Source organism: Streptomyces sp. NPDC007205 (assembly GCF_040634095.1).
Classification (GTDB): domain Bacteria; phylum Actinomycetota; class Actinomycetes; order Streptomycetales; family Streptomycetaceae; genus Streptomyces.
This window is the reverse complement of the sequence record NZ_JBEYEW010000068.1, coordinates 1-14,512: the sequence shown is the minus strand read 5'-3', so window position 1 is coordinate 14,512 and position 14,512 is coordinate 1. Positions and strand designations below refer to the sequence as shown.

Genomic DNA, 14,512 nt, shown 5'->3' with positions numbered 1-14,512 from the left:
TTGAGACTTCAGACATCTCGCTCAACAGTCCGAGGGCCTCGCCCGTTACTCGACCGGCCTCGTCACCCGATCGGTGGCCAAATTGAAAAGCCTCATGGTTGAAGAATTCCTCAGTCCGGCCCAAGTCGTCGCTCTCGAAGACCAGCGTGCTCATCGGGGCCCGTCCTCTCGGCCGGCGAAGCGGCATTCCGGTCCGAGATTACGGTCCTAGCTTGGCTATGTGCTGCCCTCGAGGTGGCATTCCCCCGTCCGGGAGACCGGAGGCCAAAGCTGTACTCGTTCGCAAAGCGCTGACGCCGAGTGCCGTTGCCCAAGACCTGGGCTCTCCACCAGCACTCCTGGCAGCTCACAGAAGTGAAAGGCCTGGCCGTAACAGACGCTGGCGAGTCGTGTCCAAGCCGTTGGAGAGCTGACCCGGCCAGGAGGAGCCTGGACGAGCCGGTGGCCAGTGCCCGCCGCCCAACGGCCGGGCAACAGGGCAACTCAACTGGCGCCGCTCCCACTTGACGGCGCTGTCTCGGTGAGCACTCTGTCAGTACGACTGTGCTCTGCGCCGTGCGGCGGCTGAGCACAGCAGGCACCGGGGGCGCGGCGTCGCCGGACGGAGAAGGAAGTGATCATGCTCGGAAGCTTGCACGCCTGGTCCGGCATGGGTGCCACAGACGCCCCACCTCGCGTTAGTGATCATCTGCGCCGGGTTCGAGTAATCGCTGTACGTCGTATATTGCACCTGGTGTATTGGCTCCCGTGGGGCTCCTTGCGGTAGCAGGGCTTCGCCACTGCCGGGCAGCGGCGTTGGGATTATCGGATGTGTACTAGGAGACCTCGGTGCTCCGTGGCGACCGGCCGGTCGGTGTCACGCCGAGGCCTGGCTGTCGAGTCACCGGAGCAGCCTGCGTTCGTCCGAGCGGAAGGTGGTGATCAAGGACAGACACAGAAGTGCGATGCCCACGCGTCCTGAGGCTTGGAGCAGTGGGCCCCGGAGGAGGATGAAGGCGTAGCCGCTGACCAGGGGGATAACGATGGCCAGGATGTGGCCCGGCTGGGGGTGATCGATTGTGCGGTGCGTGTAACGGCGGTCGGCGCGCGCGCAGAAGTATCCCAGGACCAGGAACCCACCGGTCATGCCCGCTGGGCCGAAGTCAAGCCAGAGCTCTGCCCACAGGGGAGAGGACAGGTTGGTGTTGTTCATACCCATCCACTGGCCGACCTGCACGCCTGAGTCGAGCGGCTTGTGGTGCCACACCGAGCGCGGTACGAAGAAGAACACCGAGGCCGCGAGCTGACTGCCATAGGTGTGGCCATGACCCGCCTCGGCGAAAGTGATGGTGTTGGCGAACATACCGATCTGGTCGTAGTCCTTGCGCACCAGAGGGTCCAGGACGGAGGACGACTCTACCGGCCGCCGGCCCCCTTCGTCGTAACGGAAACGGTCCATGAACGGGAACAGCAGCAGTGCGGCCACGACTCCAATGGCCAGCGCGGCCCGGTACACCACCGGGCTCTTGGGGAAGGCGGTGAAGAGGATGGAGGAAATCACCGTCAGGAACCAATAACGTGGGTTGGAGATCGGGTTGTTCACGACCACGTTCACCGCGAGCAGCCCAGCCCACATGGAGATCACCGACAGCCGGCATCGCGCGTAGCGGGACGTGACCAGCCATCGAGTCAGGAAGAGGAACGCCAGCAGCGCCGGTACTGTCCCGAAGCCGCGCAGAAAGGCCGAGCCGACCTGGGAGTGGTCACCGGTGCTTGCCTGGAGCCGCTCGCTGATCTCCTGGCGGCTGCTGAAGAAGATTCCGGGCCCCCCCAGCTTCAGGACGAACAGCGCACTCGCGGCGTACGCGACAGCCACCAGCACATACAGCCTGCGGCGGTTGACCGATGCCGTACGGTGTGGCCCGCGGGTGCCGCCAGGCACCGCCGGGCGGTCGTCCCGGGCCAGCAGCACACCCACGTCGAACGCCGCACAGCCGCACAGCGCCAGGGACACCGCGGCAACCAAGTCCGAGCGTGGCCCGACCATCGGAGTCGGTGTCTGGCCCAGTACCGCCTGGGCCAGTGGGGCCACCCCCATTGCCACATAGGCGAACAGCCAGAAGGAGCCCTGGACCAAACGGCGGCGGGCCGCCAGGATCATCGCGGCCAGTCGGGCCCCCGCGTAGCAGGTGAGCGTGAACTGCAGCCAGTACGCCGTGTCCCGCACACCGGGACCGGCCTGTACGGCCACCAGCACCGGCAGGAAGAACACCAGCCCCAGAGCCAGGGGTACGGCCATGGCCCGGGAGAGCACGGTACGCCGCGAGGTGGGCGCGACCTGGTCCAGTAAGGATAAGTGGGTCGGCTCATCGTCTCCTGCCGCGTCCGCCTGCTCGTCCGTCACCTCGACTGCCATGGTCCTCCCTCGCGTCCTCTAACCTGGGCAGTGTAGGGAGACCTGGGCTGGCAGGACGGCGCGGGGGAGCATCTGAGGGGAAGATTGTCGGTGCGGGTTCTGCACGTCGTCACTTTGCACACGCCGACCAACGACTTCGGCGGGCCTACACGCGTGGCCCTCAACCTCTCCAAGGGGCTGAGAGCCCGTGGAGTGGACGCGCGGATCGCCACGCTGGGCGACGGATTCGACGGCCCGTTGCCGGCGGCCATCGAAGGCGTGCCCTCCTTCATGTTCCAGGCCCGGCATGTGCTGCCGCGGTTCGAGGTCAGCGGCATCACCTCGCTCGCGCTGCTCGCCCGCGCCCGGCGGCTGGTGGAGGCCGCCGACGTCGTCCATGTCCACCTGATGCGCGATCTGATCACGCTGCCGTTCGCGCTCATGGCGCTGCGCCGCGGCCGACCGGTCGTGCTCCAGACACACGGCATGATCGACCCGACCGACAAGCGCGTGGCGCGCATGGTCGATCTGCTGGCGTTGCGGCAAGTGTTACGCGAGGCCGACGGCCTGCTGTATCTCACAGAGACGGAGCGGGAGGGCGTACAGGCGGTCATCCCCGACACCCCGCTGAGGAACGCGCATCGGCTGGTCAACGGCGTGGAGCTACGGGAGCGGCGGCCCCCGCGGGGCGAGCGCCCGCCGACGGTGCTCTATCTGGCCCGGGTACAGCAGCGCAAGCGCCCAGAGGACTTCATCAGGGCCATCCCGACGGTGCTGAAAGAGCATCCGGACGCCCGGTTCGTGCTGGCCGGCCCCGACACCGGCGCGCTCGCCCGGCCGATGCTCGACCTAGCCCGGGAACTGGGCGTCAGGGATTCGGTGGAGTACGTGGGGGCGCTGGACCACACTGAGGTGCTGGAGCGGCTGCGTCAGGCGGATGTGTACGTCCTGCCGTCCATCGTCGAACCGTTCGCCGTGTCGGTTCTGGAAGCCATGTCCGTCGGCCTGCCGGTCGTCGTGACGCGGACCGGCGGGCTCTCCCCGGATGTGGCAGCGGCCGGAGCCGGGCGGCTGACCGACAGCCGCCCGGATGTGGACAACGGCGAAGTCGTCGGCCAGGCCATCCTGGAACTCCTGGGCCCGGCCGCCAACGTAAAGGCGTCGGAGGCGGCCTTCCGGCTCATCCGCGAGAAGTTCTCCATCGAAGCCGTCGTGGACACTCTGATGGGGGTTTACGGCGGGGTCGTCACATAACCCGTGTTTGAGGCTGATACAGGGGCCCTCTACAGGTCATGAATGAGTGATGATACTGGCGGGCATGCAGATCATGGTGTAACTCGGAGGAGGAGTGGAGACGAGGCCGATCGTAGCCAGCAAGGACTGATTCCCCGGGACTTCGTGGTATTGGCATGCGAAGGCCACCGTGGTGCCCGCATCTCTCCTGACGAGCGTCGGGTATCCGCCCCTGTCACCACCCGCTGTCATCACAGTGGACAGCACGATCCGTGCGGGCAACTCCTCCCCGAACAGCTCACCGAGCTCCTCGAAGCTGACAGCGGATCCCACATCTTCTCCTCTGAAGGTACGAACGGTGCGGTGCCGTAACGGCGGCCTATGAATACCTCCGGCGCGCCAGAGTTGGCACACCGGAGGCGCTCGTCTCGCCATCCGATTCCGCCTAACTGGTGCGATCTGGATCAGTAACGGACCGATGTGAAAGCTCACCCGATTGGTTCGGCAACAACAATCCTTTTGCCGCGGCTGGCTTTGATGGACTAGTCCGCGGGCGCTTACTCGTCCGTGATCGCGGCCGCATTCGCGTCGGCAACGGAAAGGGGGGTCACACGGTACGGCGGTCTCGTGTCAGAGGTAGCGGGCGTATGCCGCCGGAAGGACCTGCCTCGTGTACTCTGTTTGCTCCTCAACTTGACATTCCGTGCGCCACCCACGTGTCCTCTAGGGCGTGTTTCAAAAGCGTCGGCCGGCCACCGATGTCATCGCCCGCTGCGAGGCCTTTGCATGCTTTGACGCGCCAAGATGCACCAGTGCTATGTTCCGATCGGGGATCGAACGCAGGTTGCTGGGCACGGGGGCTGGGGTGGCTTTGCTGGAAGCGCTGATCACGACCGTTACTGGAGCGGCCTCGGCGACCGTCGGAGTGCTGGTAGGCGGGATCGTCACCAGACGAGGCCAGGACCATCAGTGGTCGCGGGATCAGCAGCTGGTCGCCTACCAAGAACTCCTCAGCCACTACGCCGAGTTCACAATGGTGATCAAGCGCGCACACGCCGACCATCGGGGCTGGAACTACGACTGGGCCGAGTGGAGCGCCGTTCTGACGCGAGTCAGCCTGATCGCTCCCGCAGAGGTCGCAGGAGAGGTCGACAGCTTTGGCCAGTCGGTCGACCGCTTCTTGGACCGCGTCGCGCGAGAAGTCGATCCAGTCCATACGCCACTCGGCGAAGAGGAGTTCCGGGAGGCCAGCGCGGAGGTGGCCCAGGCGCAGATGCGCCTGATCAGTGCGATGCGGCGGTCCCTGGGCGGTGGACGGAAGGGGCTGACCTTCTGGATTGGAGGTTCGCACGCCGACCCAGCAAGTCGCGGATCGTTGTAGCAATCACAGCCACTCGTTGATGACGGTTATGGCGACCGTGGCCTCGTAGCGGACGGCGAGCTTGTCGTATCTCGTGACCACCGCCCGGTGGCGCTTGAGGCGGTTGATCCCGCACTCGACTGCGGGGCGCTCGCGGTAGTCGGTCTTGTCGAACTTCGGCGGGCGACCGCCGCGGGCGCCCAGTTTTTTGCGGTTGCGGATCTGGTCGGACTTCCCCGGAATCGTGCAGCGGATGCCGCGTCTGCGCAGGTAGCCACGGTTGGCTCGGGAGCCGTAGGCTTTGTCGGCCCGGACCCGGTCCGGTCGGCAGCGCGGCCTGCCGACACCCATGCGCGGTACCCGGATGCGTGGATGCTCGGAGTGAGGCGAAGGCCCAGAGGTAGCCCGCGTGGTTGAGCCTGTCGTTCTTCACCCACCGTCGGGTGATGGCCGACTTCTTGCCGGAGGCCCTGGTGATGGGCGAGGAGCCGGCGTATGCCTTGAGGCCGCGGGCGTCGGCGAAGCGGGTGCGGTCGTCCCCGATCTCAGCCAGGATCCGGGCGGCGAGCTGGATGCCGAGACCGGGGAAGCTCAGCAGGATGTCGGCGTCCGGGTGCCGAGGGAACGCCTCTTCCACCGTCTCGGCAAGCTGGTCGGCGGCGGTGCAGGCGGCTTCCAGCTGGATGAGCAGGGCGAGCATCTGCTTGCCGAGCGCCTCTTCGACCAGCGGCGGCTGGTGGGCCAACTCGGCGCGTAAGACGGCGCGGACGCGGTCGGCCTCGACCTCGATGCCGCGCTTGCGGCCAGCTCGTTTCAGAGCGGCCTGGAGCTGGGTGCGGGTCAGCCGCGCGGCTCGGGAGGGAGTCGGTGCGGCCTTGAGGAGTTCGCGGGCTTCGGGGCGGCACAGGCCGTTGGTCCAGGTGGCGAAGGCTTCCAAGGCGGCGGGGTAGTACTCGCGCAGCACGGAGCGGAGTTGATTGGCGATCTGCTGCCGGTTCCACAGAGCGTCCTGCTGGGCGCGGGCGAGGACGCCGATCGCCCGGCCGAGGTCGCTGTCCTGCGGCAGTGGCCGGTGGGCGTGCATGTCGGTGCGCAGGATGTTCGCGAGCACGAGTGCGTCGCCGGGGTCGGACTTCTTGCGTGACACCGAGTGGCGGTCGCGGTAGCGGGCGGCGGCCAGCGGGTTGATCACGTACACCTTCCGCTTCCCGGTCCGCAGCACGGCAACCAAGTAGCGTCCGCAGCGGCAGCACACCGTTCCAGCGGCTGCGTCCGCCGGCCTGTACCTGGGCGTTCGGCAGGCCTCTTTTCCCGACGGCCGCACCTGGAGCACGGCGAAGCGCGAGGTCATCGTGCCCTTGCTGCCCTGCCGCCAGGTGACCTCCTCGAACACGGCGGCCTCAGCAACGAGGCCTGGCAGCGCCCGGGGCGCCTCGCGGTACCGGGGCAGGGTCGGCGGGCCCAGCCCGCCATAAGCGGGTTGATACGGCTCCGCGTCGGCAGGCCGCGCGATCTGTTTCGGGTCCACGGCCATGACATAGGACCAGCCGCGCTCGTCCAGCGCGAGCCGGAACGAGACGCCGCAGCTGTAACCGGCATCGGCCACGATCACCGGCACTGCCAGATCCTGTCCGGCCAGCCGGTCCAGCAGCCCAGAGCCAGTTGCGTCTTGGACACATGCGCGACCTCCCCGGGAATACCGGCCCGCCGACGCCGCCCGTCGTCATGTGTCCATTCCTCGACCACCCACACCTCAGGCCTGATCGCCTCGCACAACCGCTGGGCAATCCGCCGCCGCACCGGCCATGGATCCCACGACGACTGGTTCACGAACTGCTGCAACGCCTGCATGTTGCCGTCCGGCAGCCGCTCGGCCATCGACTGGATCGACTTCCGCCGGTCGTCCAGCATCAGACCCTGCAGATAACACTCGTCGCACCGCCGCTGATCCCGCCGCGGCACCGAAGCGAACATATCGGCAACGAACTCCGATAACTCACCCCGGAGCCGCTCCACTTCCCCCAGCCTCATACCAGGACGATGCCCACCACCGGGCGAGATCACCCGACGTAACGAAGCACTACTGGTGTGGGATTCCTCAAATGGAGTACACATATTGGCGGCGTAGTACCCGTATGGGTGGGGCCGGACTTCTCCATACCCAGGGCCGGGCTCGCGCGTTGAGCTGGGCTGTTGTCAGGCGCATGGCCTGGTCGGTCTCGGGTGGTCCGGCGAAGGACTGGCCTGCGAGGGCAGCCTTGCGCAAGATGCGTCACCGGCCCTCCTGGAGGTTGAGCCAGCAGGCTCCGACGGGGATGAAGACGTGCCGGATTCTGGGATGGTCCTTCAAGCCAGGTCCGGGTGGACAGGCTGTTGTGCGAGGACAGGTTGTCGGTGACGACGTAGGTGGCCCCGGCGGGATTGGCTGTCTCGATCTTCTGGTAGGAGGCGCTGTTGCGGGAGGAAGCGGTCATCGTGATTTCATGTCCGTCCCGTACCCGCAGGGCGCCGTAGACCCAGGTCTTCTCCGGCCCGCGGCCGTAGTCGACCTCGGATTTGATGCGGTGGCCGTCCGGCGACCAGCCCGGCGCCGGGGGGAGGGTGCGTGGGATCACCGGTCCGAGTTCGTCGGCGCAGGCGACCGTCGCGCCTTCGGGAGGGCAGGTGTAGAGCTCGGTGATCCTCGTCCTTTTCCGTCGAACGCTGGGTCCTTCGAGCGGGTCCAGGACCGGGTGCGGCGCCAGCGCACCCCCTCCGCCAGGAGGATCCGGCGGACCTGACTGCATCGCCTCAGTGGCCAGCGCGTTGAGAGTCCACTCCGGTGGCCCGGCCTCGTCCGCCGCGGCGAGGTCGCCGCCTGCCTGCACCGTCAGCCGGCCCGGTGCTGGCTCTCTGACCAGGCCGATGATCTGGGAGCGTTCCGCCTCGGAGATCCGTCGCTTGCGGCCCTGACCGCGCAGGTCTTCCAACCCGTCCAGGCCCGAGCGGTTGAAGCGGTGCAGCCACCGACGGACAGTCTTGGGATTGCACCTCAACTCATCCGCGATGGCAGGCACTCGCTGTCCGGACCAGCTCAGCTCAACCATCCGTGCCCGCATCACCAGGTCACGAGGCGCCTTGCGCGCCCGCGCCAGTCGATACACGAGCTGTTCCTCGCCCTCGTCAGGCTCGGCCGTGCCCGCAACACCACCGTCCAGCACCCGCCCCCGAGCACCCGAACCACCCCGCCACCAGGACATATACCCAGCCAAAGAGCAATCCAGCACAGGCCAGGTTCCGTCCACCAGTATCGTGCCGTACTTGCGCCCCCTGCCCATGGCGAACTCATCCACCTGAGCACCCGATGTGTGGGTGTTGCGGGCTCCGGAAGGTTGGCGTCTCAGCCGCAGGACGTCAACCGACTCGCCGGACCGCGAGCGCGGGCGCCAGGCGAGGGTCGGCGCGCCCGGCCGGCGACACCGCCAGCGGCTGTGGCACCATCCTCAACCCGGCGGCTTCACCGCCATTCCGGAAGGTAATGACCGTGCATGGCGCCGGCACTGCAAGTAATCAAGAACCCGATCCAGACGCCGCCGGCAAGTTGCGGATATGCCAGGAACGGCTTGTGTCGGCACTGCTGCATCCGGGTGCTCGGCTGGCGGCCACTCAACGTACTGCCGTCATGTTCCATTGACACACTCATCATCCATAAGGCAATTCGCTGATATATATTCAGATGCCAATTTGAGGGGAAATCAATGGATGGACAGCATTGCCGGCATCATGTCGGCGGGATGTCGTTAGTATTATCAACGGCATTATTGGTGACGTTTGCTCTAACAGGGCATGTGCCGGTAAGGGCTCCAGTCGCTGCCGACGTCAGTGCCGGCACCGTGCTCGTCCGAGTGGTACAGGAGGTCAACGCAAACGGCACGTGGGACCAGGCACTTGAGCCGGGCCTGGCCGGGGTGGCGGTCTCCTTGACCGATACCCATGGGCATGCGGTGACGGGGGCCACACAGGCAGACGGCACAGTGAAACTGTCACCAGGCACCGACCTGCGAGGGAACAAGTACCGGATCGAGGCGAAGAACCCGAAGCCGGGCACCCTCTTCCCCGGCTTCGCCGCATCCAAGCCGGACCTGAGCAACCCCAGGGACCTGTCATCCAATGTGGAATTCGTCGACCTGTCAGGCGGACGCAATGCCGAGGTGACGACCTCGTTCTGGAGGCCGGACGACTACTGCCAGAAGAACGCCACTTTGGTCACCGCCTGCATGAATCCCACCATTCCGCCCAAGCGCCCCGCCCCGGACAGCAAACGCACGCTGACGTCCTTCCCCTACAACGCGCGCGGTGACTACAACCAGCTCACCGACCTGGCCGATAACGGGCAAACCGGGACTGTGTGGGGCATCGGCTACAACAAGGTGACGAAGCAGATCCTCTCCGCCGCCTACGCCAAGCGGGGCACCAAGTACGGCCCCGGCGGCCCCGGCGCGATCTACCAGACCGACCCCGCCACCAGGCAGACTCACCTGTTCGCCAGAGTCCCCAACCCCGGTACCACCTCCCACCACCCAGGCATCCGGCTCGATGAGGCGTTCGGTCCGGCGGTGGGCAAGGAGTCACTCGGCGACCTGGATGTCACCCCGGACGGCAACGACCTGTACGTCGTGAACCTGCACGACCGTAGGCTCTACCGCTACAACGCTCGGCAGGCCACCGCGTCCGCGCCCGAGGCCTCTTACGCCATCCCGGACCCATGTGCCTCACCGGGCGACTGGCGACCCTACGGCCTGGGCATCCAGGAGGGCAAGGTCTACGTCGGCGGCGTCTGCTCCGCGGAATCCACTCACCGCAAAGCCGACATGCGAGCCGTCGTCCAGACCTTCGCCCCCGCCGCCGGCGCCTTCACCGGCACCGTCATGAACCAGCCACTGAACTACCCGCGAATGCAGCCGAGTTATGCGAACAAGGCATGTTTCGGCTCCACTTGGTACCCATGGAGCAATGTCCGGCCCACCACGCAGGACGGGCACCCCTGCACCCACAACCGCATCCAGAACCCCGAGCCGATGCTGACCGACATCATCTTCGAAACCAACGGTGACATGGTCATCGGTTTCGGCGACCGCTTCTCCGACCGCACCGGCTGGGCGCTTCCCGCCACCAGCGATGTCCGCCCTACAACCGCCTTCGAGGGCGGTGACATCAACCGGGCCTGCCCCGGCGCGGGCGGCAAGTTAGTCCTGGACGCCAACGGCGGCTGCACCAACAACGCCACCCCGGCCAACAACGGCGGACACGCCGAACCCGGCGTCAAGGAGTTCTATCCGGGTGACTGGGCGGCCGGCGGACACCGGGAGATCAGCGAAGGCGGCTTGGCCCTCTCCAAGGTGGAGACGACGATTCCGTTCACCGCGATGGACCCCACCGACAAGACGGGCAGCGGTGTGCGGTGGGTTGACCGCACCACGGGCACCCGTTCAGGGCCGGGCACTTGGTCGGGAAGGCCCAACAGCAGTAGCGGCAACTACCTGAACGACACCTTCGGCAAGTCCCGCGGCATCGCGGACCTGGAGGTGCTGTGTGACCAGGCGCCGCTGCAGATCGGCGACCGGATCTGGTACGACACGAACAAGAACGGCATCCAGGACCCGGATGAGAATGGTGTACCCGGTGCCACCGTCAACATCTACGACGCCGACGGCAAAAAGATCGGCTCCACCACCACCAACCCACGCGGCGAGTACTACTTCGACTCTCGACAAGTGACGGATCTCAAGCCCGGAAACACCTACACCATCAAGCTGAACAACCCCGCCGACTACGCCAACGACGGTCCGCTCACCGACTGGGTCCCCACCAAGCCCCACCAGGGCGACAACCCACAGACCGACTCCGATGGCATGACATCGTCCGGCAGCAAGTACCCATCCGCCACGGTGGCTCCGGGCGGACCCGGCCAGAACGACCAGAGTAAGGACTTCGGCTTCCGCAAGGTGATCTGCCAGTGACCACACCCACTCGCGCCTCCCACGAACAGGCCGAGAGCGACCAGATCGGCCACGACCCCGTCGTCGCCCATCAACGCCCCTCACTCACCCCATACAAGCCAACAGACCGTCCCCATCGGTGCGTCACCGGCGGCAGACGAGGGCGCATGTGATAAGGGCGAAAACGACGAAGTGGTCGGCCTTGTTTCGTAACGGCGGTGTAGGCGGGAGTGTAAATCTAACGGCGGATCCGACGATCACGGGGGGGGGCTCAAGTCACTGATGGCGCCGTGGAGTTGAAGACTGTGGAGCCTGTGGGGAGAGTGCCAGGTCCGGGCAGCCTGCGTTCGTGTCCGACGAGCAGCTGGTCGCGATGCTGGTGGAGCGGGCCCGGTCGGAGGGGCTGCAGCTGACCGGGCAGGGTGGGCTGCTGCAGCAGTTGACCAAGCGGGTCTTGGAGTCTTCCCTGGAAAGTGAGATCACCGATCACCTCGGCTATGAGAAGCATGATGCGGTCGGCCCGGGCAGTGGCAACTCCCTCAACGGGGGCCGGGCCAAGACCGTGCTGACCGACGTCGGGCCGGTCGAGGTCAAGGTTCCGCGTGACACCTCGGGCACGTTCGAGCCGCACATCGGGTTCGGCGGGCGGGGACAGGAAAACCGACACCAGAAACGGTGCACGGCGTCCCGTCCCCGACCCAACACATCCCCTTTGAGCCGGAGGCCGCGAACGGTTCTTCCAGTTCATCTCGGGGCCGCTACGAACGAGCGAGCGTGATCGTGACCAGCAACAAGCCCCTTCGGGCGTTGGGGTGAGGTCTTCGGCGACGACATCGTTGCGGCCGCGATGATCGACCGCCTCGTTCACCACGCCGAAGTGATCTCCTCAAGGGCGACAGCTACCGCATGCGCGGCCGTGACCTCGGACGGGTTCCCGCGGCCAACACCCGGGAATGACCAACATCAACTGACGCAGTGGGGGGTACTTTTCACCCGTCGGAAGTGGGCCACGATTCAGTCGTCGCCGACATTTGCCAGGCAGTCTGCTTCGCGCCCGGATGCCGCAGCCTCGGCACCGGCCTGACAGCCGCATGTCGCAAACTGGAGCGAACCACTATGGGGCGGTACCAGCAGATGGTTTCTCTAGGCCGATGAACGTGGCGCCCGACGACCTCGCTGCTGCCCTCTGAAGGGGCGAGGCGTGCTCCGCGGCGACGGCACGTCACCACGTGCTGGCAGACGGACCCTGGGCCTCGCAGAAACGACTCGATCGGGCGGAACGTCTGACGGTCGACGCGGCGCACTCGGCGCTTAGGATCCGTACCCATGACAGAGATCCCCGATGAGTTGATCGAGCTGGAACAATCCGCAGAGGAGGAACGCGCTAAGCTCACCGACCTCAGCAGGGACGCCTACGACGCTCAGTTGCGACGGTGGCGCGAGGCGTCGTTAGCCTTACAGGCGGGCATCACAGCGCACGCCGCAGCCGCCGGCGTCAGCTGGTACGCGATCGAGCAAGCCGTGAGGCAGGCTGTGCTGCATCCCCAAGATGGTCAGATCGTCGAATAGCCGGCTCGAACCCACCTCTGGGGGGACCAGTGCCAGCGCTCGCCGACGTCCCCGGCGGTCAGAGTGATGTCGACGCCGGACGCCTCGTTGATGCACCGCTCGACGGCGTTGCGCTGCTTGTAGGCCTCCCGGTCGAAACACGGGGCCCTGCCACCCCTATTGCCCCGCCTTAGCTGAAAGACCGCCGACAGCAACTGCCGGGCACATCCCGCCATGGAGCCCCGGCCCGGGTCCGCCACCGTATGCCGTCCATCAGCTGCCGCCGCGTCCACATCTGCAAACTGCCCGGCTTGATACCCCGCGGCAGCAGCGGCTCAAGCCGGGCCCGCCGCCCCTTCGTCAGATCCCCACGCCCCACGAGAGGTGATCACCAACGAACGAGATCAACTCTCGCGACAGAACCTATAGGCCGTTTGACGGTCATGGTCGGATTGAGCGCGGCCTCCAAGGTGAGGAGGATCGCCAGCCTTGTTGATCTCCTGCGGGCGCCCGATGAGGGCCGGCTCACAGTCGTACGGGCATCGGTTTTCCGGCGACGGACGTCCCGTGAGGACCGACGGCACCTCAGCACCGCTTCTCGCTCTCCTTGCGCGAGATCGAAGGACGGCTGGTGAGCCTCAGCGTCCTGGCTGTTCCTGTTCCGGCCCAGGACGAAGGCGGGAGATGTACAGGTGGGTGGTCGGCGCGGGCGCTAGCAAAGGTGATGCACATCACACATTCAGAATGCCGCATGCGAAGTGAGTCGCTCGCGGGTCAAAAGGGCATACAGGGCTTTCGTCAACCAGGCAGGCGGAATCGTCCCTGGACTTGCCCGCCTGCAAGAGCAGGCGCACGCCCCCAACGCCCCGCGAAGGAACCAACCGACATGACCACGTTCAAGGCAGCACCTGCCATTCCGGGCGTCCAGACTGACACCAGCTCCTGGTGCACTGACTGCGACGGCCGCCCCAGCGAGCGTATCGCCGTATTTCCCGCCGGAAGCACACGCGCCAGCCTCATGGCCGACCGGGCCGCGACCTCCCACGGCCATGGCGCCCACGTCCACTTCGTGGCACGCGGCGACCTGTTCGCTGTCGTCGTGCCGGTTACGCCGACGCAGTGAGCAACTGGACAGACGAGGGCATCTCCGGTCTCGAGTACCACTATTTCCCCCACAAGCGCATCCTGAAGAGTGACGGACATCGACCTGCTCGCCCAATGGAGGCGAATATGCCATGTTCACTCACTTAGGACACCGCTCCAGGCGTGTCGCTGTCACAGCACTGACCGCAGTTCTCGCCGCCGGCGCCACAGCAGGCGCCACGTGGACTACGACGGCGACACGGGCGACGGAAGGGCTCCGTACCTGCACCGTGAGCGATCTCTACCTGTCGATGGGCCCCAAGGAGGGGGCGGCGGGATCACTGTACTGGCCGATCAGGTTCACCAATACAAGCACCACCAACTGCGCCCTGCGTGGATATCCCGGCGTCAGCGTCCTCGACACCGCACACCGCCAGATCGGCCCGGCTGCAGCCCGTTCCGGACTGCAGTATGCAAACGTCGCGCTTGCCCCGGCCCACTCCGCCGCATCCGTCATTCGCACCACCAACGGCGCCGTTGGCGGGCCTTGTCTGTCCACCGGCACCTACCTGAGCGTTTACCCGCCAGCCTCGTACCGCGCGGTCTTCATCCCAGCCCCGTGGACGATCTGCTCCGGCCTCTTCGTGGTCGGTCCGGTCAACACCCAGGGCACTATCTGACGGCTGACACCGCGGACGAACAGCCGCGCGTTGTCGTGGACAGCCACCCGACCTTTTGGCACCTTCTCGTGGTCCGGCACGTTCACCGCGGTCGCAACGTGCCACATCTGCCCGCCACTGAACCTCTTTCATCCTGCCTCTGGAGGGTCTGTCCAGTAAACGGCTCTGGCCCGTAATCGGTGGTAACGCTTCGTGTTGATCATTGGAGCAGGATCCGCTGGCGTAGGAGCGGGAAGCCGGCGCGGCCGTGCATCTG

Annotated in this window: 11 protein-coding genes and 5 pseudogenes; 8 read left to right on the top strand and 8 right to left on the bottom strand. The window is 66.2% G+C overall.

The features are described from left to right. Positions 1–880: 880 nt before the first annotated feature. Positions 881–2,278, bottom strand: coding sequence for a hypothetical protein (locus ABZ624_RS39910; RefSeq protein ID WP_360099989.1), 1,398 nt, complete (start codon positions 2,276–2,278; stop codon positions 881–883). Positions 2,279–2,485: 207 nt separating this feature from the next. Here ABZ624_RS39910 and ABZ624_RS39905 point away from each other — a divergent pair, with 207 nt between their 5' ends. Continuing rightward, a complete protein-coding gene (locus ABZ624_RS39905) occupies positions 2,486–3,628 on the top strand; it encodes a glycosyltransferase (protein WP_360099985.1) in 1,143 nt (380 codons plus the stop codon). A 709-nt stretch (positions 3,629–4,337) separates the two neighbouring features. Then, positions 4,338–4,988, top strand: a complete 651-nt coding sequence (locus ABZ624_RS39900; protein ID WP_360099983.1) for a hypothetical protein — start codon at positions 4,338–4,340, stop codon at positions 4,986–4,988. 3 nt (positions 4,989–4,991) lie between these two features. On the opposite strand, the pseudogene ABZ624_RS39895 reads toward ABZ624_RS39900, so the two are convergent. From ABZ624_RS39895 to ABZ624_RS39875, 5 genes and pseudogenes are all read right to left on the bottom strand, one after another. Next, positions 4,992–5,336, bottom strand: a pseudogene (locus ABZ624_RS39895) (transposase); the annotation flags it as partial. Further along, positions 5,317–6,198, bottom strand: a pseudogene (locus ABZ624_RS39890) (transposase); the annotation flags it as partial. The pseudogenes ABZ624_RS39890 and ABZ624_RS39895, both read right to left, overlap by 20 nt. A gap of 183 nt (positions 6,199–6,381) precedes the next feature. Next, positions 6,382–6,573 (bottom strand): annotated as a pseudogene (locus tag ABZ624_RS39885) (transposase); the annotation flags it as partial. 2 nt (positions 6,574–6,575) lie between these two features. Beyond that, positions 6,576–6,998 (bottom strand): transposase, encoded by a 423-nt coding sequence (locus ABZ624_RS39880; protein WP_360099981.1) that lies wholly within the window; start codon positions 6,996–6,998, stop codon positions 6,576–6,578. Positions 6,999–7,027: 29 nt separating this feature from the next. Beyond that, positions 7,028–8,299: a helix-turn-helix domain-containing protein gene (locus tag ABZ624_RS39875; RefSeq protein WP_360099979.1), complete on the bottom strand. Its 1,272-nt coding sequence runs from the start codon at positions 8,297–8,299 to the stop codon at positions 7,028–7,030. 405 nt (positions 8,300–8,704) lie between these two features. On the opposite strand from ABZ624_RS39875, the gene ABZ624_RS39870 reads away from it, so the two are divergent. From ABZ624_RS39870 to ABZ624_RS39855, 4 genes and pseudogenes are all read left to right on the top strand, one after another. Continuing rightward, on the top strand, positions 8,705–10,966 hold the full coding sequence (locus tag ABZ624_RS39870) for an SdrD B-like domain-containing protein (protein ID WP_360099977.1): 2,262 nt from the start codon (positions 8,705–8,707) through the stop codon (positions 10,964–10,966). Between the two features lie 352 nt (positions 10,967–11,318). Then, a pseudogene (locus tag ABZ624_RS39865) lies at positions 11,319–11,579 on the top strand (transposase); the annotation flags it as partial. 198 nt (positions 11,580–11,777) lie between these two features. Further along, a complete protein-coding gene (locus tag ABZ624_RS39860; protein WP_360099987.1) occupies positions 11,778–12,029 on the top strand; it encodes a hypothetical protein in 252 nt (83 codons plus the stop codon). Between the two features lie 242 nt (positions 12,030–12,271). Then, positions 12,272–12,514 carry a hypothetical protein gene (locus tag ABZ624_RS39855; protein WP_360099975.1) on the top strand — a complete coding sequence of 81 codons (243 nt, stop codon included), beginning with the start codon at positions 12,272–12,274 and terminating at the stop codon, positions 12,512–12,514. A gap of 86 nt (positions 12,515–12,600) precedes the next feature. Here the strand turns inward: ABZ624_RS39855 and ABZ624_RS39850 are convergent. Then, positions 12,601–12,690: pseudogene (locus tag ABZ624_RS39850) on the bottom strand (IS5/IS1182 family transposase); the annotation flags it as partial. Then, on the bottom strand, positions 12,684–12,872 hold the full coding sequence (locus ABZ624_RS39845; protein ID WP_360099973.1) for a transposase: 189 nt from the start codon (positions 12,870–12,872) through the stop codon (positions 12,684–12,686). The pseudogene ABZ624_RS39850 and the gene ABZ624_RS39845, both read right to left, overlap by 7 nt. 507 nt (positions 12,873–13,379) lie before the next feature. Here ABZ624_RS39845 and ABZ624_RS39840 point away from each other — a divergent pair. Continuing rightward, the gene (locus ABZ624_RS39840; RefSeq protein ID WP_360099971.1) at positions 13,380–13,616 is read left to right on the top strand and encodes a hypothetical protein; all 237 of its coding nucleotides are present in this window, start codon (positions 13,380–13,382) and stop codon (positions 13,614–13,616) included. A 250-nt stretch (positions 13,617–13,866) separates the two neighbouring features. Beyond that, positions 13,867–14,256 carry a DUF4232 domain-containing protein gene (locus ABZ624_RS39835; RefSeq protein ID WP_360099969.1) on the top strand — a complete coding sequence of 130 codons (390 nt, stop codon included), beginning with the start codon at positions 13,867–13,869 and terminating at the stop codon, positions 14,254–14,256. Positions 14,257–14,512 lie beyond the last annotated feature (256 nt).